The 18,705-nt window shown below is 41.0% G+C and carries 17 protein-coding genes and 2 pseudogenes; 7 read left to right on the top strand and 12 right to left on the bottom strand.

The genetic code is table 11. From position 1 onward, the window contains the following. Nucleotides 1–205 precede the first annotated feature (205 nt). A complete protein-coding gene (gene mtnN / locus L650_RS0105340; RefSeq protein ID WP_004587526.1) occupies nt 206–913 on the top strand; it encodes a 5'-methylthioadenosine/S-adenosylhomocysteine nucleosidase in 708 nt (235 codons plus the stop codon). Continuing rightward, nucleotides 914–1,858 (top strand): cobalamin biosynthesis protein, encoded by a 945-nt coding sequence (locus L650_RS0105335; RefSeq protein WP_029772450.1) that lies wholly within the window; start codon nt 914–916, stop codon nt 1,856–1,858. Nucleotides 1,859–1,929: 71 nt separating this feature from the next. On the opposite strand, the gene tyrS is transcribed toward L650_RS0105335, so the two are convergent. Continuing rightward, nucleotides 1,930–3,129 (bottom strand): tyrosine--tRNA ligase, encoded by a 1,200-nt coding sequence (tyrS, locus tag L650_RS0105330; RefSeq protein ID WP_029772449.1) that lies wholly within the window; start codon nt 3,127–3,129, stop codon nt 1,930–1,932. A 379-nt stretch (nt 3,130–3,508) separates the two neighbouring features. On the opposite strand from tyrS, the gene L650_RS0105325 reads away from it, so the two are divergent. Beyond that, nucleotides 3,509–4,822, top strand: a complete 1,314-nt coding sequence (locus L650_RS0105325) for a peptidoglycan DD-metalloendopeptidase family protein (RefSeq protein ID WP_004587523.1) — start codon at nt 3,509–3,511, stop codon at nt 4,820–4,822. A 100-nt stretch (nt 4,823–4,922) separates the two neighbouring features. On the opposite strand, the gene L650_RS24260 is transcribed toward L650_RS0105325, so the two are convergent. The 5 genes and pseudogenes from L650_RS24260 to L650_RS0105300 form a co-directional block, all read right to left on the bottom strand. Beyond that, entirely contained in the window at nt 4,923–5,099 is a 177-nt protein-coding gene (locus L650_RS24260) for a hypothetical protein (protein WP_004587522.1), read from the bottom strand. Between the two features lie 13 nt (nt 5,100–5,112). Continuing rightward, on the bottom strand, nt 5,113–6,084 hold the full coding sequence (locus L650_RS0105315) for an aldo/keto reductase family oxidoreductase (protein WP_004587521.1): 972 nt from the start codon (nt 6,082–6,084) through the stop codon (nt 5,113–5,115). A gap of 138 nt (nt 6,085–6,222) precedes the next feature. Then, nucleotides 6,223–7,355 (bottom strand): annotated as a pseudogene (locus L650_RS0105310) (sodium ion-translocating decarboxylase subunit beta). A gap of 11 nt (nt 7,356–7,366) precedes the next feature. Further along, complete coding sequence (gene oadA / locus L650_RS0105305) at nt 7,367–9,109, bottom strand: sodium-extruding oxaloacetate decarboxylase subunit alpha (protein ID WP_029772448.1); 1,743 nt, start codon at nt 9,107–9,109, stop codon at nt 7,367–7,369. A gap of 9 nt (nt 9,110–9,118) precedes the next feature. Beyond that, nucleotides 9,119–9,364: an OadG family protein gene (locus L650_RS0105300; protein WP_029772447.1), complete on the bottom strand. Its 246-nt coding sequence runs from the start codon at nt 9,362–9,364 to the stop codon at nt 9,119–9,121. Between the two features lie 526 nt (nt 9,365–9,890). On the opposite strand from L650_RS0105300, the gene L650_RS0105295 reads away from it, so the two are divergent. The 3 genes from L650_RS0105295 (at nt 9,891) to L650_RS0105285 (ending at nt 10,932) form a co-directional block, all read left to right on the top strand. Then, nucleotides 9,891–10,064 (top strand): DUF1328 domain-containing protein, encoded by a 174-nt coding sequence (locus tag L650_RS0105295; protein ID WP_002961939.1) that lies wholly within the window; start codon nt 9,891–9,893, stop codon nt 10,062–10,064. A 52-nt stretch (nt 10,065–10,116) separates the two neighbouring features. Next, nucleotides 10,117–10,308, top strand: a complete 192-nt coding sequence (locus L650_RS0105290; RefSeq protein ID WP_004587517.1) for a hypothetical protein — start codon at nt 10,117–10,119, stop codon at nt 10,306–10,308. Between the two features lie 156 nt (nt 10,309–10,464). Further along, nucleotides 10,465–10,932 carry a YcxB family protein gene (locus L650_RS0105285; protein ID WP_029772446.1) on the top strand — a complete coding sequence of 156 codons (468 nt, stop codon included), beginning with the start codon at nt 10,465–10,467 and terminating at the stop codon, nt 10,930–10,932. A gap of 50 nt (nt 10,933–10,982) precedes the next feature. Here the strand turns inward: L650_RS0105285 and csrA are convergent, their stop codons facing one another. The 6 genes and pseudogenes from csrA to L650_RS0105255 form a co-directional block, all read right to left on the bottom strand. Beyond that, nucleotides 10,983–11,174, bottom strand: a complete 192-nt coding sequence (gene csrA, locus L650_RS0105280) for a carbon storage regulator CsrA (protein WP_004587515.1) — start codon at nt 11,172–11,174, stop codon at nt 10,983–10,985. 89 nt (nt 11,175–11,263) lie between these two features. Further along, a pseudogene (locus L650_RS0105275) lies at nt 11,264–12,479 on the bottom strand (aspartate kinase). A gap of 6 nt (nt 12,480–12,485) precedes the next feature. Continuing rightward, nucleotides 12,486–15,086, bottom strand: a complete 2,601-nt coding sequence (gene alaS / locus L650_RS0105270; protein ID WP_029772445.1) for an alanine--tRNA ligase — start codon at nt 15,084–15,086, stop codon at nt 12,486–12,488. Between the two features lie 19 nt (nt 15,087–15,105). Then, nucleotides 15,106–15,558, bottom strand: a complete 453-nt coding sequence (locus L650_RS0105265; protein ID WP_004587512.1) for a regulatory protein RecX — start codon at nt 15,556–15,558, stop codon at nt 15,106–15,108. Continuing rightward, entirely contained in the window at nt 15,558–16,346 is a 789-nt protein-coding gene (locus tag L650_RS0105260) for a BPSS1780 family membrane protein (protein ID WP_004587511.1), read from the bottom strand. The genes L650_RS0105265 and L650_RS0105260 overlap by 1 nt, the downstream gene beginning before the upstream one ends. A gap of 80 nt (nt 16,347–16,426) precedes the next feature. Continuing rightward, nucleotides 16,427–17,050, bottom strand: a complete 624-nt coding sequence (locus tag L650_RS0105255; RefSeq protein ID WP_024031598.1) for a GTP cyclohydrolase II — start codon at nt 17,048–17,050, stop codon at nt 16,427–16,429. A 455-nt stretch (nt 17,051–17,505) separates the two neighbouring features. On the opposite strand from L650_RS0105255, the gene L650_RS0105250 reads away from it, so the two are divergent. Further along, complete coding sequence (locus L650_RS0105250; RefSeq protein ID WP_029772443.1) at nt 17,506–18,618, top strand: energy transducer TonB; 1,113 nt, start codon at nt 17,506–17,508, stop codon at nt 18,616–18,618. The last annotated feature ends 87 nt before the right edge of the window (nt 18,619–18,705 follow it).

Below are 18,705 nucleotides of genomic sequence, written 5' to 3'. Positions count from 1 at the left end.
GTCCAACACGTAATCGTGTAAGTAAACCTGCGGTATTGTCACCTTCTCAGGCTAAAGCGCAAACCACTGCGTTAGCCGAAATTTAAAATAGAATTAAATACTCTCCTAAAAGTATTTAAAGCGAGCCGTAAAACAGCTCGCTTTTTTGTTTTTTATTGCTAACTTCACGTATAATCTACGTATTCAAACTCAGGAATCAAACACTATGAATGTTGGTATTATTGGCGCAATGGAGCCAGAAGTTAAAATTTTACGTGAAGCAATGCAAAACCCACAAGTGCTAACAAAAGCAGGGTTTACCTTTTACACAGGCGAATTAGCAGGTAATACAGTAACACTTGTGCAATCGGGTATTGGTAAAGTGGCATCAACGATTGCAACCACGTTATTAATTGATAACTTTAATCCTGATTGTGTTATTAACACAGGTTCTGCCGGTGGCTTTGATCCCTCTTTAAGTGTTGGCGATGTTGTTATCTCTTCAGAAGTACGCCATCACGATGTAGATGTAACCGCTTTTGGCTACGAAATTGGCCAAGTTCCACAAATGCCAGCAGGCTTTGCCGCACACCCAAAACTAGTTGAAGCTGCCGAGCAAACCATTGCGCAAATTAGCGAAGTAAAAACCTTAGTAGGCTTAATTTGTACGGGTGATTCATTTATGTGTGATCCAGTGCGAATTGATAAAGCACGCAGCGACTTTCCTACAATGCTTGCAGTAGAAATGGAAGGCGCATCTATTGCACAAACGTGTTTTGCGCTTAATACGCCATTTGTGGTTATTCGCTCTATGTCTGATATTGCAGGTAAAGAGTCGCCGCAATCGTTTGAAGAATACTTAGAGACTGCATCAATCAATTCATCAAAAATGGTTGTTGCACTATTGGAAAAACTAACAAAAGTTACGCTGTAAATGCTAAGCAATATTGTTCAAAACCATTTGGACTTTATTGCCTTTTTTGTGGCGCTCATTGCTGAGCGCTTTTTCCCGTTAAAAAGCTGGTATCACCCTAATACAGTATTAACCGCTATATTTAGTGCTATAGGAAAACGAGTTTATAAACTAAGTGAGCCTAAAAGTTACCTTTATTTAGCCTCCACCCTTGCCTGTGCGCTAGTTTTAAGCGTTATTCTTATTATTATTGTGTTACTGCTTGAATTTGCCTTTTATCCTGAGCTGCTAGCGGGCCTCATTTTATATTTGTGCCTAGAAAGCAAAGCGATTGAAAAAAAAGCCCTGCGTGTTGCAAAGTTAGTAAAACAAAACCAAAAATCTACCGCGCGTGAACTCGTAAAGCCACTGCTTGCCCGAGAGGTCAATAAGCTCTCAGCACCAGGTATTATTAAAGCCTTAATTGAAAGCTTAATTTTACGAACTGCCCGTAATTACTTTACCGTTATATTTATATTTTTATTACTTGGGCCAATTGCCGCTTTAGCGTATCGGCTACTGACTTTAATGCAGCATGCTTGGCGCACCGATATTTCACCTAATAGCCACTTTTTAAAACCGCTTAAACTACTTATGTTTATAATCGAATTTATCCCCGTACGCTTACTTGCATTAACCATTGCCGCAAGCAAAGCCAGTAAACAAAGTATGCATTACATAAAGCACTATGGCAGACACTTTTACCAAACAAATACGGGGTGGATTTTAAGTGTGTGCTCCGCCTCTATTGGAGTACAGCTAGGCGGCCCTGCGGTTTATTTTGGTAAGCGTTTTAATAAAATGCGTATTGGAACCGAGCGACTCCCAAAAGCCGAAGACGTCCCTGTGATCATAAATAGATTAAATCAAGCGCGTGCATTTTGGCTGTTAGCCATTATCAGTATTGAGATATTAAAGCTAATTTAGTGGTTTTTTAGTAGCCAAAATGCGCACACAAAAAAACCAGCCTAAGCTGGTTTTTTTAGTTTTAACTGCGCTTACGCTACAGTAATGTTGGCAAACTTACGTTTACCTACTTGGTAAATAGCGGTCGTGCCTTTTGCTACTTCAAGTTTTGTATCAGTGATTTTATCTTCACCGTTAAGTTTTACTGCACCTTGCTTAATCATGCGCATTGCTTCAGAAGTACTGGCTACTAAATTAGCTTCTTTAAGTAAGTTAGCAATTAAAATAGCTTCTTCTGCAATCGTAATTGTCAGCTCAGGGATTTCATCAGGTAGCGCTTTTTTCTGAAAACGTTTGATAAAATCATCGTGTGCGGCTTGCGCAGCTTCTTCACTGTGAAAACGTGCAATTAACTCTTTCGCCAGCTCAATCTTAATATCACGCGGGTTAGTGCCCTGCTCTACGCGTTGTTTTTGCGCTGCAATTTCTTCGATTGATAAGCTACTTAGTAAGTCGTAGTAGCGCCACATAAGTACGTCGCTAATCGACATTACTTTACCAAACATATCGTTTGGCGCATCAGTAATACCAATGTAATTACCAAGCGACTTAGACATTTTTTGAACGCCGTCAGTACCTTCAAGTAATGGCATCATTAATACTGTTTGAGGCTTTTGACCTTCTACTTTTTGAAGCTCGCGGCCCATTAAAAGGTTAAAGCGCTGATCAGTACCACCAAGCTCTACGTCTGACTCAAGTGCAACCGAATCCCAGCCTTGTACGAGTGGGTATAAAAATTCGTGAATTGCAATGGGTTGTCCGTTGCCGTAACGCTTTTTAAAGTCGTCACGCTCTAGCATACGCGCTACAGTTTGATTAGCTGCAAGTTTGATCATACCTGCTGCGCCCAGGTTTTCCATCCACGAAGAGTTAAAGGCAACGGTGGTTTTAGCTGGGTCTAGAATCTTAAAAACTTGCTCTTTATAAGTCTCAGCATTGGCAAGTACATCTTCACGGGTCAGTGGTTTACGTGTTACATTTTTGCCTGTTGGATCGCCAATCATGCCGGTAAAGTCACCAATTAAGAAAATAACCTCATGACCTAAATCTTGAAAGGTTTTCATTTTATTAATTAGTACAGTGTGACCTAAATGTAAGTCTGGCGCGGTAGGATCGAAACCGGCTTTAATTTTTAACTTTTTGCCCGACTTTAGTTTTTCAACTAATTCGTCTTCAATTAATATCTCTTCTGCACCGCGTTTTATCTCTGCTAGAGCGGTTTGTAAATCCACTGTGTATTACTCCAAAATTCTGCCAACGAAGGGGCAACTAGATGACTTGCTACATAAGGGTTTAAAACAGATTTAAACCAAAAGCACTTATGTTGCTAACATAACAAATTTCTACCTAATTAAAACAATTTTTTATGCGAATAATGCAACTAAACTCAATAAGCTTAGTCTCACTGTGTTAGGCAATTAGAAATGGTGTTTAAACGCCGATTTTAGCGCACTTTAGAATCAGTTTAAATCGATAAACTTAAACAACTATAAATTGTCATTTTACTAACATTTGCGGGGCTTTTAGCTTTATTTACTAGTATTCGTACCTTATTACGTATATCCTGCATTAATATATATTTTATTTTCACGACAGCAGAAAAGGCACGTTATGGTTCACGTGGTTAACACGCTTCCCAAAAAACACAAATTGCTTATTCTAGGTTTGGTTTCTGCTATTGTTGGCTTAGCCTTTCTTCCTTCAGAAAAAGCGACTGCATCCAAAGACAATAGTGCAAATGCACTAGAAATTGGTAAGCGTTACGAGTTACAAGTTAAAGTTGAAGACAACGAAAAATTAACTGAATTAAATTCGCCAGAAGCAGCAGAAAAGCTGCCAGAATACGACTTAGTCGATCATCAAGTTAAAAACGGCGATAATTTAGCAATTATCTTCAAGCGTGCTGGCTTTTCAGCGCAAACGCTTCACAAGCTAATTAACACCAATGCTGAAACACGCAAACTAACTAAGATTCACCCAGGTGAAATACTTAGTTTTGCAACAGCAGAAAACGGTGATTTAGCTCAACTTCGTTATGTTATTTCAAAAACAGATACTTTGTTTGTTACCTTAAATGACGAAGGTAATTACGACACATCAATAGATAGCAAAGAAATAGAAACACTGAGCAAAACAGCCGGTGGTGAAATTTCTAGCAGCTTTTGGACCTCAGCAATTGCTGCAGGCTTAAGCGAGCGCCAAATAATGAACTTTGCTGATATATTTGGTTGGGATGTGGATTTTGCCAACGATATTCGTAAGGGCGATCAGTTTGGGCTAATTTACGAATCACATTATGTTGATGGCGAGTTTATTGGCACTGGTAAAATTATTGCGGCAGAATTTATAAACCAAGGCCAGCGTTATGCGGCTATTCGCCATACCGACGGCAGCTTTTATACCCCAGAAGGGCGCAGCATGAAAAAAGCATTTTTACGTGCGCCGGTAAACTTTAAGTATATTAGCTCGAGCTTTAACCCACGTCGCTTACACCCAGTAACAGGGCAAGTAAGAGCGCACCGTGGTATTGATTACGCAGCACGTACAGGCACACCGGTTGTAGCTTCGGGTAACGGTAAAGTAATTAAAGCAGGTTACAGTAAGTACAATGGTAACTACGTATTTATAAGCCATGGCACACAGTACGTAACTAAGTACTTACACCTTAACAAAAAGCTTGTTAAAACAGGCCAAAAGGTTAAACAAGGTGACAAAATTGGTACTGTGGGTTCTACCGGCCGTGTAACAGGCGCGCACCTACACTACGAATTTTTAGTAAATGGTGTACACCGTAATCCTAAAACCGTTAAGTTACCTAAGTCTGAGCCATTACCACGCTCTGAACTTGCTAAGTTTAAACCTATTGCCGAAAACTTTATTGCACAGCTTGAACGCAATCGCGAACTACAGCTAGCACTTAAGTAACGTATAAGTTATAGATACTAAAAAAGCCTTTGCAGGGTTAACCTGCAAAGGCTTTTTTGTGTTTTTTATTAATTTATTAGTTTATTAGTTTATTAGTTTATTAGTTCATTAATACATAAATTAGCTGTACGACTAAAGAAACCATAACCAGCGGCCAAATATATTTGCTGTATTTGGTTGCGCCATCCAACCCCATTTTACCTTGGTACTTTTCAAGCAAAGGTATCAGCACCGCTAGAGCGACAAACAAGCAAATTAAAATAACAAATATATTCATTCCTAAACCTTAATTATGGTAATTCATGGCCTTTGGCGCTTACATACAATGCATACCAATGTTCGCGACTTAACGTAACATTTAGCGCACCGCATGACGCTGCAATACGCTCAACGTTCGTTGTGCCAATAATTGGCTGTATTAATGCAGGGTGGCGTAATAACCAAGCTAAAACAATTGCCTCAGGCGTTGTATCGTAAAGTGCAGCAAGCTTATTTACGAGTATGCTGGTATTTATATCGGCTTGCGATGCATTTGTTAAATCGCCCCCTGTGTATAGCCCTTGGCATAAACTTCCCCAGCTTTGTATTTGAATATCAAAGTGGCGGCAATACTCTACACTGCCCGGTGTAAAGTTAAGATCTTTTCCATCTGCATTACCTGCATAAACACCTTCATCAACAAATTGGTGTTTTTGTAAACTTGCTTCAATTTGATTAGCAACAATAGGCATATCTAGGGCATGTTGTAAAAAGTTCATTTGGTGCTGCTGCATGTTTGATACGGCAAAATTACGTACTTTGCCGCTTTCTTGAAGACAGCTAAATACTTGTGCAATTTCTTCTACTTCCATTAGCGGATCAGGGCGATGAAGCATAAGCACATCAAGATAATCGGTGTTTAAACGTTTAAGTGAACCTTCAACTGACTCTTCAATCCACTTGGCCGAAAAGTCGTAACGCTTAGGGCCTTTATCATCTTCAAAGCGTATACCGCATTTAGATTGAATATACATGTGCTCGCGCAGCTCTGGTCGCTCAGCTAGTGCTTGGCCAAATACCTGCTCGGCTTTGCCAAAGGTATAAATATCGGCGTGATCAAAAAAGTTAATGCCGCCAGCTATGGCTGCATCAATACACTCGTGAGTTTGCTTTAAGTGAGCCTTAGTAATGGCGTCTTTATTCCAACCGCCGCCTAGACCCATACAGCCAAAAACTAGTCTACTAACATGAGGTAAATATTTTGCCAAAGGGGTGTGAAGCATGATGACTATCCTTATTAGTGTGCATAGCCCTCACTGTAAACAAAAACACGTCTGCAAACAAACTTTAATACGTGCAGTTTTATAGGCATAAAAAAAGCGCAGTAAACTGCGCTAATCGGTTGGATTAAATCCTAAATACTAGCCAACAAGCGCCAGTAATATACCTGCGGCTACGGCACTTCCTAGCACCCCAGCTACGTTTGGCCCCATAGCATGCATAAGTAAAAAGTTATGTGGGTTATTCTCAAGCCCAACTTTATTAACTACACGCGCCGCCATCGGTACTGCCGATACACCCGCAGCACCAATTAAAGGGTTAATAGGTGTTTTAGAAAGCTTGTTAAGGCCTTTTGCCATAAACACACCCGACGCTGTACCAATAGCAAATGCCAACGCACCGAGCACCAAAATACCAATGGTTTCTACAGTTAAAAACTGATCGGCCGCTAGTTTAGAGCCCACTGCCAAACCTAAAAATATCGTGGTTATATTAATAATTTCGTTTTGGGCACTGTTACTAAGCCTATCTACAACACCAGACTCACGCATTAAATTACCTAAACAGAACATGCCTACCAGGGGAATAGCCGCTGGTAAAAACATAGCGGTTAAGCTCAGTACCATTAAAGGAAATACTATTTTCTCTTTTTTAGATACTTTGCGCAGCTCTGGCATTTTAATAGCACGCTCATCAGGTGTAGTTAATGCGCGCATAATTGGCGGCTGAATAATTGGCACTAACGCCATGTAAGAATAAGCAGCAACCGCAATGGCACCTAGTAAATCAGGGGCAAGCTTAGATGCTAAGAATATGGCTGTAGGGCCATCGGCACNCCGCCAATAATGGCAATGGCTGAGGCATCTTGTAAGCTAAATTCAAAGCCAGGTACATAGTTTAATAAAATTGCCCCAAACAAGGTGGCAAAAATACCAAACTGCGCGGCTGCACCCAGTAACAACATACGCGGGTTGGCAATAAGCGCACTAAAATCAGTCAGCGCCCCTACTCCCATAAAAATTAATAAAGGGAAGATCCCCGTATCAATACCTACGTAGTACACGTAATAAAGCAAACCACCTGGGTCAGAAAGCCCAGCAACCGGAATATTAGTCAGTATTGCGCCAAAGCCAATCGGCAGCAGTAATAGGGGTTCAAAGTTTTTAGCAATGGCTAAAAACAACAACAAACACCCTACCGCAATCATTATTAAGCCAGGAAACGTAAAGTTAGCAATGCCGGTAGCATGCCAAAGGTTTAAAAGACCTTCCATTAAAGCTACTCCTACGCCATCGCTATAATTGCATCGCCCGTTGTCACAGCATCACCTTCAGACACTAAGACCTCAGCCACAGTACCTGAGTGCATTGCACGAACCTCGGTTTCCATTTTCATCGCTTCCATAATAACAACCACATCGCCTTCGTTTACNCCCGCCAGTGGCGCATTCAGTGTTTCACCTGATGCAACCGATGCTGATTGTGGTAAGTGCTCTGAATCTTTTAGCGTTACCTCTTTAAGCTCGCCACCTTGCGCAACCACTACATCGTAAACTTTACCGTCAACTTTAACGCTGTATTGCTCAGCGCTAACACCTTTGTTATTTGCAGGTTTTGCTGCAGGCTTAGCGTTTGCATCATCAGCACTTGGCACTGCTTCAAAGGCATCTGGGTTGTTACGGTTTTTAATAAATTTAAGGCCAACCTGTGGGAATAATGCATAGGTAAGCACATCATCTATTTGCTCATCAGCAAGTGTTAAACCTTGTTCTTGCGCTTCTTTTTGCAGCTCTGCTTCAAGCGATGCAAGCTCTGGGGCTATATTATCTGCAGGGCGACACGTAATAACCTCGCTGCCATCAAGCACTCGCTCTTGCAGCTCTTTGTTCATAGGTGCAGGTGTTAAACCATACTCGCCTTTTAAAACACCGGCGGTTTCTTTGGTAATTGTTTTATAACGCTCACCCGTAAGCACATTTAGTACTGCTTGTGTGCCTACAATTTGCGATGTTGGAGTAACTAGCGGAATAAAACCTAAATCTTCACGCACGCGTGGGATCTCAAGTAATACTTCATTTAGCTTATCTGCTGCGCCTTGCTCTTTAAGTTGGTTTTCCATGTTGGTTAACATGCCACCAGGTACTTGCGCGAGTAAAATACGGCCATCAACACCTTTAAGGCTCCCCTCAAAGGCAGCGTACTTTTTACGTACATCTCTAAAGTAAGCCGCTATTTCTTCTAGCTGGTTTAAATCTAATTCGGTATCGCGGGGCGTACCTTCAACAATCGCTACAATGGTTTCTGTAGCTGAATGACCGTAAGTCATACTCATTGAAGAAATAGCGGTATCAAGCATATCAATGCCTGCATCAATGGCTTTTTGATACGTAGCTGTACTTAAACCTGTGGTTGCATGGCACTGCATAGCAATAGGGATAGAAACGGTTTCTTTTAGCCCTTTAATAAGTTGCTCTGCATCGTATGGTTTTAATAAGCCTGCCATATCTTTAATACAAATAGAGTGACAACCTAAATCCTCTAGCTGTTTTGCAAGGGTTAACCACATATCAAGGGTATGCACAGGGCTTACAGTATAAGAAATAGTACCTTGCGCGTGGGCACCTACTTTTACAGCCGCTTTAATTGCCGTTTCTAAGTTACGTACATCGTTCATGGCGTCAAAAATACGAAATACATCTACACCATTTTTGTGGGCACGCTCAACAAACTTTTCTACCACGTCATCAGCATAGTGGCGGTAACCCAATAAATTTTGCCCACGTAATAGCATTTGCTGTTTAGTATTAGGCATTGCTTTTTTAAGGGCACGAATACGCTCCCACGGATCTTCACCTAAATAACGAATACACGAGTCAAACGTAGCGCCGCCCCATGACTCAATAGACCAATAACCGGCATCATCAAGTTTGCTAGCAATAGGGAGCATGTCATCTAAGCGCATACGGGTTGCAAGTAAAGACTGATGAGCATCGCGTAAAACAAGTTCTGTTAATTTTAATTTAGCCATGTGTGCCTCTTATTTATTTTTTGATTTGTACTGAGCAATGGCAGCACTAATAGCAGCGATGTGCTCGTTTGGCACACCTTGAGATTTTAAAGATGGTGATTTAACCGGTATTGCAACTTCAGCCTCGTCAAAACGAGCAACCAAGTTAGACATGAATGACACAGCACCAATCAATATTGAAAGAAATACAAACACGCCCACCATGCCCGTAAGCATCAAGCTACCTGCGGTTGTGAGTACAGCTCCTATATCCATTTTTCTCCCCCTGCACTATATAGCGATATAAAAAACCGCTTTATTTAAATAATTATTCACCGAATGATAACAAAACTTTTAACTTTGTCCACCACCTGTCAATTGGTAAAACCAATTAAAATTAAACTAACATACAGTCACAATAGTTAACATAGCTAATACAGGGTTAAATTAGCTTAGATATAGATGATAAAAATAACCGTTATAGGCAAAGGTTATATGGTTAAACCCAAAAAAACTTAAAAACTATAAAAAATAGTAAGTTAAACGGCAGGTAAAAAATTAGTTTGGGCTAAAATGTAAATTGGTCTTACCAAGAATAGTAAAGAAGCGCACAAAAAATATTTATTTTTTACTCTCTTTACAATAGTGTGAATAAGTTACATCGTTAAACGTAAAACTTACCAATCCTAAATTTATAATCCTCGCAAAAAAACCATAACTTATTGAAAATTAATAAAATTAAACTCTGGCACGCAACTGGCATTATTACTTTCGAACGAATTTGATAACCAAGGAGAAAACAATGTTACGCTGGACAATTACATTTTTAGTTATTGCTTTAATCGCTGCAGTGTTAGGTTTTGGTGGTATCGCAGGTGCCGCAGCTGGTATAGCAAAAATTATATTCTTTATCTTTTTAGTACTTTTAGTGATTTCTTTAGTTTCAGGTGCGCTGCGCGGTAAATCGCCCAGGTAGCTACTAACATACTTAAAACACTAAACAATCAACATATACAAGGAATTACATTATGAACTCAACAACTTTAAAAGCAGCACTAATCGCCGTATTTGCAGGTTTCTTTATGATGGGTTGTGAAGACAACCACGCAGAAGAAGCAGGTGAGCGTATTGATGAAGCAGTAACTGACGTGCAAAACTCTGTTGAAGATGCATGTGAAAATGTTAAAGAAGGCGTTAACGCAGAAGAAACTAACTGTTAATCTGTTTGGTAACGTAAAAAACGGCTTTTAATAAGCCGTTTTTTTGTGCGCGAATAAAAAGCGGCTTCTAACTCTTAAAATGCATAGCCTACATTAACGGGTGTGATTTTTATGCTAGCTTGTTAAAATAGCGAAAACTATTACTTATTAGCAATTATGGCACTGACCACCACTTACACACTTGATAAACCCTACTACTACGAATGCTTTGACGAGTCCCACTCTTATAGTAAAGCAGCTAAGCCAAAGTATTTTTTGCTGGCATTACTGGTGTGCTTAGGTTTAATTAGTATTTACGCTATGGACGATCACTACCTAGGTACATTTTTAATAATGCTGGGTGTATTAGAATGCGTTGCCTTTTATTACCGCAGGCCTTGGTGGGTTACGCGCCAAATGTTTAGTCGTGCTTCGGGCTCAACGGTTACTCTTTCATTTACCGATGACGTAATTAGCACCGAAAACCACTATAAAAGCCATACATTTAAGTGGGCAGAAATAACCCATATTATTAAAACCAACCACGGCTACTTAGTGCACCATAATAAAGGTATGCAATATATTTCTAGCAGTGTATTAACCGATGAAATGCGCGATTTTATAAACAAAAAAGCCACTCAGTGAGTGGCTTTTGGTATAGCTAAGTGCATTACTCAGCTAAGTATACGTGTTGATTAAGCATTGCCCGGATTAGGGTTAGACTTTTCAGCTTGTATACGCATGTAAATCTCTTCACGATGCACTGAAACGTCTTTAGGTGCGTTAACACCAATTCGAACTTGATTTCCTTTAACACCTAATACAGTAACAGTTACTTCGTCACCAATCATTAGGGTTTCACCTACTCTACGAGTTAGTATTAGCATTCTCTTGCTCCCATGTTCCAATAAATTATAAGATTCCGCTTGACCATTTTAATGAAAAATTGATTGAAAAGTAAGTAAAAACTCCCAAACTATCCATTTTCTGTTAAAAATTCTGAGTGTAACGCTCTTACTGCTAGTTCTAAATACTTCTCGTCAATTAAAACCGATACCTTGATTTCTGACGTCGATACTAAAACTATGTGTATGCCTTCTTGCGCCAATGCATCAAAAAATTGATGCGCTACACCACTGTGAGACTTCATTCCTATGCCAACAGCCGACACTTTTGCAACTGTTGTATCACTAGAAATGCTATCAGCCTGCAGATTTACCTGTTGTTGAGTTAGTAAATCGTGTGCTTGCAAATAGTCATTTGAATGCACAGTAAAAGCATAGTCTATTTTTTCAAAGTTATGATTAACTTGACTAATCATATCTATTTCGATGCCATTTTCTGCAAAAAGTTTCAAAATTTTTGTAAGAGAATGAACACAGTATGGTACGCCATATACCTTTATCAAGCATTCGTCACGATTAAACGCAATCCCCGACACAACCTTAGTTGGCATATCGCTCTCCTCAAAACTTATTAGCGTTCCTTCATCGGGCTCAAAACTCGAAAGCACCCTTAGCGGCATTTTATGATTACCAGCCGACTCAACAGCACGAATATGCAATACTTTTGCGCCTAAGCTTGCCAGCTCAAGCATTTCGGCAAACGTTACATGGCGCATTCGCTGTGCGTTTGGTTCTACACGAGGATCAGTAGTGTATACGCCATCAACGTCGGTATAGATCTGACATTCATCGGCTTTTATTGCCGCGGCTATCTCNCGCAGAGGTATCGGTGCCGCCACGTCCAAGGGTTGTAATATTGCCCTCTACATCGCGCCCCTGAAAACCGGCAATAATCGCAACCCGATTATGCTCAAGCTCATGCTTTAAACGCGTCGCAGCAACCTCTTCAATACGGGCTTTACCAAACATGTTATCGGTTTGAATATTAACCTGATCGGCTAGTAGGCTTACAGCCGAATGGCCACGTTTTATAATAGCCATAGCAAGGAGCGAAACAGAAACCTGTTCTCCAGTGCTAATAAGTACGTCTAATTCTCGGCTACTCGGGCGAGTATCTATTTGCTTGGCGAGGTTAATTAAGCGGTTGGTTTCTCCCGACATGGCCGAAAGAACCACAACCACTTGATGACCTTGCTGCTTAGTTTTAACAACAAGGTCGGCGACCGCTTCTATTCGCTCAATAGAGCCAACCGAAGTGCCGCCAAACTTTTGGACAATAAGTGCCACGTAAGCTTAAACTTTCTCACTTACCCAGGCAGTCACGCTTTCAAGCGCGGCATTTAGGTTTTCAGGCTGTGAACCACCCGCTTGTGCCATATCAGGACGACCGCCCCCTTTACCGCCTACTTGGCCTGCCATGTGGTTTACAAGCTCACCGGCTTTAACTTTACCGGTTAAATCTTTCGTTACACCGGCAATTAGGCTTACTTTTTCGCCGCTGGCAACACCCAGTGCAATAACACCTGAGCCAATCTTGTTTTTAAGATCGTCAACCATGCCACGAAGCGCTTTAGATTCAGTTCCTTCAACGTTTGCCACTAGTAGCTTAACGCCATTAATTTCAACAGTCGAATCAAGTAAAGACGCGCCCGCTGCACTGGCTAGCTTATCGTTAAGCTGTGCAATTTGCTTTTCAAGGCCTTTAGACTTTTCAAGAAGCGCAGTTACTTTTTCAAGTACCGATGCGCTATCACCTTTTACCAGCGCCGCTACATCGTTTAGCTGTTTTTCTTGCTCGCTTACATACGCCACTGCATCTGCGCCTGTTACTGCTTCAATACGGCGTACGCCTGCAGCAATACCGCTTTCAGATACAATTTTAAATAAGCCAATATCACCCGCGCGCTCTACGTGCGTACCGCCACACAGTTCAATTGAGTAATCGCCAATGGTTACTACGCGTACTTCATCGTCGTACTTTTCGCCAAACAGCGCCATTGCCCCTTTTGCTTTAGCGTCATCAATCGCCATAAGCTCAGTGTTTAGGGCAAAGTTACGACGAATTTCATCGTTAACTACACGCTCAATTTCACGTAGCTCGTCTTTAGTAACCGCTTCAAAGTGCGAGAAGTCAAAACGTAAACGCTCAGGCTCAACCAGCGAGCCTTTTTGGCTTACGTGTTCACCTAATAATTGGCGCAGAGCTTCGTGTAAAATATGCGTAGCTGTGTGATTTTTCTTAATACGTTCACGACGTGCATCATCAATAGTGGCATCTACTTTATCGTTAACCGCAATGCGCCCTTGTACGCTACCGTGGTGTGCAAACGCATTACCCAGTTTAGTAGTGTTAGTCACAGTAAACTCGCCACCTGCAACAGTAATGGTACCGGTATCGCCTGTTTGGCCACCAGATTCAGCATAAAATGGCGTATGGTTAAGTACAACAATGCCTTGTTGGCCGTCTTCTAAAATAGAAACCGACTCACCATTTGCAAACACTTCTACTACTGTAGCGCTGTGATGTGTGCTGTCGTAGCCTTTAAACTCAGTGTGTTTTTCTGACTTTAATTGCTCGTTGTAATCGGCACCAAATTTACCCGCTTGCTGTGCTGTTTTACGCTGTACAGCCATGCACTCTTCAAAGCCTGCATGGTCTATTGTCATTTGGCGTTCACGGGCTACATCGGCCGTTAAATCAGCAGGGAAACCATAAGTGTCGTATAATTTAAATACTAAGTCACCAGGAATAACATCGCCTTTAAGCTCGCTTAGGCTTTCTTCTAAAATAGCTAAGCCACGCTCAAGGGTTTTACCAAATTGTTCTTCTTCAATGCGCAGTACTTTTTCGATAATTTCTTGCTGCTTTGCAAGCTCTGGGTAGGCTTGGCCCATTTGTTCAATAAGTGCTGCAACCAGTTTATAGAAAAACGCACCTTGTGCACCAAGCTTGTTACCATGGCGTACTGCACGACGAATAATACGACGCAATACATAACCACGGCCTTCGTTCGATGGCATAACACCATCAGAAATTAAAAACGCACACGAACGAATATGATCCGCCACAACGCGTAGCGACTTATCGTTTAAATCTTGTGCGTTAGTTACACTTGCCGCAGCTGCAATTAAGCCTTGGAACAAGTCGATTTCGTAGTTTGAATGCACGCCTTGTAAAATAGCAGCAATACGCTCAAGGCCCATACCTGTATCAACAGATTGTTTAGGCAGCGGCTCCATAGTACCGTCGCTTTGACGGTTGTACTGCATAAATACAAGGTTCCAAATTTCTATAAAGCGGTCGCCATCTTCTTCAGGCGAGCCCGGAGGGCCACCCCAAATGTGCTCACCGTGATCGTAAAATATTTCAGAACACGGGCCACACGGGCCAGTATCGCCCATTGACCAAAAGTTATCTGAGGTAGCAATACGAATAATACGATCTTCGCTTAGGCCAATATCATTGTGCCAAAAGCCAAATGCATCTTCATCGTCGTGGTAAATAGTAACAAGTAGTTTTTCTTGTGGTAATTTAACAACCTCAGTTAAAAACTCCCACGCAAACTTAATAGCGTCTTGTTTAAAGTAATCGCCAAAACTAAAGTTACCTAGCATTTCAAAAAATGTATGGTGACGCGCTGTGTAACCTACGTTTTCTAAATCGTTATGTTTACCACCAGCACGCACACAACGCTGTGCACTTGTAGCACGCGTGTAAGGGCGAGTTTCGGCGCCTAAAAACACATCCTTAAAAGGAACCATGCCGGCATTGTTAAATAACAACGTGGCATCGTTACCCGGAATAAGTGAAGCCGATTGGACAATTTGGTGCTGTTTGCTGGCAAAAAAGTCTAAAAACTGTTGCCTAAGTTGTGCCGTAGTCATGTGCTGCATGTGAAAATCTCACCTGTATTTACTGTGCTTGCATTGCAAAATCAATTTGTTCGTAGCTAAATCCTCGGTACATTAAGTAGCGCACGCGCTTAGCTTTATCTTTGTACTCGAGGTTGGCCGGTGTAGTTGAATACTTTTTGTTGTACGCTTCCTGCGCAAGCTCAAACCAGTCTATTTCAAGCTCTTCAACCACTCTTTCAAGTAGTGAACGGTCAATCCCTTTGCCTATGGCTTCGCTTTGAATGCGCTTTAAGCCATGGCCTTTAAAAATGTGTTTTCTGACAAACCCTTCGCAATAGCGTTGCTCGTTAATAAAATTGTGCTCTTCGCACCAATTAAGCAGGGTTTCTATAAACTCGTCGCTGGCTTCTTTTTGCTGAAGCTTAAAGGTTAACTCGCGGCGCGAATACTCTTGGCGCCCAAGTAACCACAGTACATAGTTTTTAAGTTTTTGTTTTAACTTATCATCCATTAAGCGTCAAAGCGCCCGCTTTGTTCACTGCTAAGTGGTTTAACATTGCTATCGTCACTTGGCGGTACAACTGGCATAAAAATAGCCTGATAAGATACAAAGAAACTAATGTAGCAAATTGGCATTAAAATCAACAGCGGTAAGAACGATAAGAACATAGAAAGCGCCATAAATAACACACAAATAATGCCAAAAACACTCAATGCGAACAGGTTATGATAAAAAACCAATAGCGAATTTTTAAGCGCCGTTAAAATGCGTTTTTCTTTACTAAAATAAATAAGCGGTACCGCGTAAGCAAACGCCATTAAATACACCGCCATTGCCACTAAAAATAGCACCACACTGGCGCCCGAAATACTATTTAAGGTTTGCTCAAGCGCAATGTTAGGATCAAGCCCCTCTTGGCTCATAATAGCCACCGCATCGGCAAATAGGCCATTAGCTAATAAGGCCATTAAAATACCCGCCCCCATTTGGTAAAGCGCTAAACGTAGTAGTCCTAAACGGTTACCTTTTGCGCTAAAGGGTTTGAGTATGTCGGCGAGCATAATTTTACCGCCCTGCTGCTTGCTAAGCACCGCCTGATAAAAGCCGGCGGTTAAAAAAGGCGTAGCAAGTGCCGCAACAACTTGCAGCAAAGGTAAAAATAACGACAGTATGCCCACTATGCCTATTAATAAGTGCATAACTACAAAGGTAAATGGCTGGGTTTTAAAAATATGCCAACCGGCTTTAAACCACTTTAGCCCGGCATCGGCTTTAAAAATTCGTAATTCGTTAGACATACAGGCTCTTAAATTAAACAAAACACGCCAAGTATAACTTGGCGTGAGGGGGGATTAACAGACACTACATGATTAAATAGTTAAGGTTTTTTAATTTTTTTAATATCTAACATATGTGCGCCGTGTTTTATTTTGGTTTCTAGGTAAGCTTTGTTACCTGTAAGGCCTGCTTTAATATGCGCATGGGTACCAATAACGGTGTCTACTTCAATGCCGGCATCCTTTAATGCATTAAGCTTTTTAGGGTTATTGGTCATTAATTTAACGTGGCTTAAATTAAGTGCGTTGAGCATTAATACCGCGTCCGAAAAATCACGTAAGTCGTCGGCAAAGCCTAAGTGGTTATTAGCCTCGTAAGTGTTCATCCCTTGAGATTGCAGCACGTAAGCATCAATTTTATTATATAAACCAATACCTCGGCCCTCTTGGCGTAAATACAATAACACCCCGCCTTGCTCGTGCATCATTTCAATACACTCATTTAACTGCTCGCCACAATCGCAGCGCGATGAATGAAACACATCACCGGTTAAACACTCAGAGTGCATGCGAATAAGCGGCACATTTTGATTTACATCAGCATTGTTAAATACAAACGCAACGTGTTCTTGGCCGTCTTTTAAGCCACTAAAAGACACTATTTCTGCGGGAATATCACTATTTTTGCCAACATTAAGCTGGGCTCTTGCTCTTACTTGCGCCACGACAAATCCAAATAATTAAATAACTACGACACCATAAGGTGATAATATCACAAATGTTTAAAGTTAGATCGTAGTACACTAGGTTTATGGCAAATATATGGCGATTACACAGCCTATTTTCAATCTTAATATGCAATAAACTCCCACTACCTAGGGCTATTTCCCCAAAACAATGACAAACTTGTACGCATTTGCTATTTTAATTTTATTACTTTTACCACGCTGCTTATACATTAAGTTAATACACCGCACCTATAAAAAGCTAAAACGGTGTTACCTAGTTATCTCAGTAGGCACTATTAGCACAGTTTAATAACGAAAATTAGTTACAGCTTAGTGCACATGGGTATTAGGTAATTAGTTAGTTTTATAAGCAAACGCCCACACAAAGAGTAATGAAAACTATTATCACTTGTGGTATTTTGTTTCTAGATTGAACACTAATAGGGATTATTATGAAAGCACAACACCTCGCCTTAGTTATCGGATTAACCTTTACGCCTTTTGCAAGCCAGGCCAATGCAAGCCAAGTAAGCGATGATAAAGCCGCCTTTTCTGATGCATACCAAAGTTATTTAACGGCTGTTAAAAAAGACGAAAACATAGAGCAAGCGGCTAAACATGCCTATACTACAGGCCTTGCGCTTTATGGTGATAAAAGTGATAACACCGCAAGCCTTGCTATTAATTACGCCAAAGCAATTACAGCGCCGCGCTCTACCAACGACAAAAAAAATGTATCAGAGCAACGCTTCGAACTTTACTCGCAAGCCTATACAATACTGGCAAATAACCACGGTAAAAATGCAATAGAAACAATCGATGCCCTAATAGGCAAAGCGGAAAACACCAGCTCGGCCTATCAAGCCGATAACGATTACGAGCGTATAATTGAGATTGCTAAAACACAAAACAACCCTAAGTTTGTTGCCGACATGCAGTTTGAAGCAGCCTCGCTGCTTGCCAAAAAATTTGCTCATAAAAAATACCATAAAGCTAAAACACTGCTTAACCAAGCCGATGACTACTACCGTAATAACCTAGACGACAACACCGTAGAGCGCATTAAAGCCGACTTTTTAATGGCGTCGTTTGCTCAAGGTAAGAAAAAATACAATGAAGCCATTGAACGACTAAACCATGTTGTATCGGTATTTGATAACAACTTAAGCTTTGATCACAGCGCTGAGCTTACTGCGCACTCAAAGCTTGTTAACCTTTACGAAAAAATAGGCCAAAGCGAACAAGCCACTAAGCATTGTTTAGCAATTGCTAAAATGGTGCCGTGGAAAAAAACACAAGAGCAAACACCTATATACCGCAAAAACCCTGAGTACCCACAAAACAAAGCGCGCCAAATGCGAGACGGTATTGTCGTTGTTGAATTTGACGTAGATACCGCAGGGTTTGTTAAAAACCCAGAGGTAGTTAGCTCACAAGGGGGGAAAGAGTTTGAAAGGTCGGCACTTACAGCACTTAAAAAGTGGCGTTATGCACCAAAATTTGAAGACGGCCAACCCGTTGTTGCAAGTACGCAAGTACAGCTCGACTTTAAAATAGCCAGATAACACGCAAGGTATTATAGCGTCTTTTTTGTTCAGGTAGCTTTATTCAAAGCTTTGCGAGTATTTTATCGCTAGCGGCTTCAATTAAAT

This window comes from Pseudoalteromonas sp. TB51 (assembly GCF_000498055.1).
Lineage (GTDB): Bacteria > Pseudomonadota > Gammaproteobacteria > Enterobacterales > Alteromonadaceae > Pseudoalteromonas > Pseudoalteromonas atlantica.
This window is presented reverse-complemented; position numbering and strand designations above follow the sequence as displayed.

What these genes read in the sequence shown, in the direction of transcription:
- L650_RS0105250 (WP_029772443.1), top strand. Translation starts at nt 17,506, where the DNA reads ATGAAAGCACAACACCTCGCCTTAGTTATCGGATTAACCTTTACGCCT.
- L650_RS0105335 (WP_029772450.1), top strand. Translation starts at nt 914, where the DNA reads ATGCTAAGCAATATTGTTCAAAACCATTTGGACTTTATTGCCTTTTTT.
- L650_RS0105315 (WP_004587521.1), bottom strand. Translation starts at nt 6,084, where the DNA reads ATGCTTCACACCCCTTTGGCAAAATATTTACCTCATGTTAGTAGACTA.
- L650_RS0105285 (WP_029772446.1), top strand. Translation starts at nt 10,465, where the DNA reads ATGGCACTGACCACCACTTACACACTTGATAAACCCTACTACTACGAA.
- L650_RS24260 (WP_004587522.1), bottom strand. Translation starts at nt 5,099, where the DNA reads ATGAATATATTTGTTATTTTAATTTGCTTGTTTGTCGCTCTAGCGGTG.
- L650_RS0105260 (WP_004587511.1), bottom strand. Translation starts at nt 16,346, where the DNA reads ATGTCTAACGAATTACGAATTTTTAAAGCCGATGCCGGGCTAAAGTGG.
- L650_RS0105290 (WP_004587517.1), top strand. Translation starts at nt 10,117, where the DNA reads ATGAACTCAACAACTTTAAAAGCAGCACTAATCGCCGTATTTGCAGGT.
- L650_RS0105300 (WP_029772447.1), bottom strand. Translation starts at nt 9,364, where the DNA reads ATGGATATAGGAGCTGTACTCACAACCGCAGGTAGCTTGATGCTTACG.
- alaS (WP_029772445.1), bottom strand. Translation starts at nt 15,086, where the DNA reads ATGCAGCACATGACTACGGCACAACTTAGGCAACAGTTTTTAGACTTT.
- L650_RS0105265 (WP_004587512.1), bottom strand. Translation starts at nt 15,558, where the DNA reads ATGGATGATAAGTTAAAACAAAAACTTAAAAACTATGTACTGTGGTTA.
- L650_RS0105295 (WP_002961939.1), top strand. Translation starts at nt 9,891, where the DNA reads ATGTTACGCTGGACAATTACATTTTTAGTTATTGCTTTAATCGCTGCA.
- L650_RS0105325 (WP_004587523.1), top strand. Translation starts at nt 3,509, where the DNA reads ATGGTTCACGTGGTTAACACGCTTCCCAAAAAACACAAATTGCTTATT.
- csrA (WP_004587515.1), bottom strand. Translation starts at nt 11,174, where the DNA reads ATGCTAATACTAACTCGTAGAGTAGGTGAAACCCTAATGATTGGTGAC.
- mtnN (WP_004587526.1), top strand. Translation starts at nt 206, where the DNA reads ATGAATGTTGGTATTATTGGCGCAATGGAGCCAGAAGTTAAAATTTTA.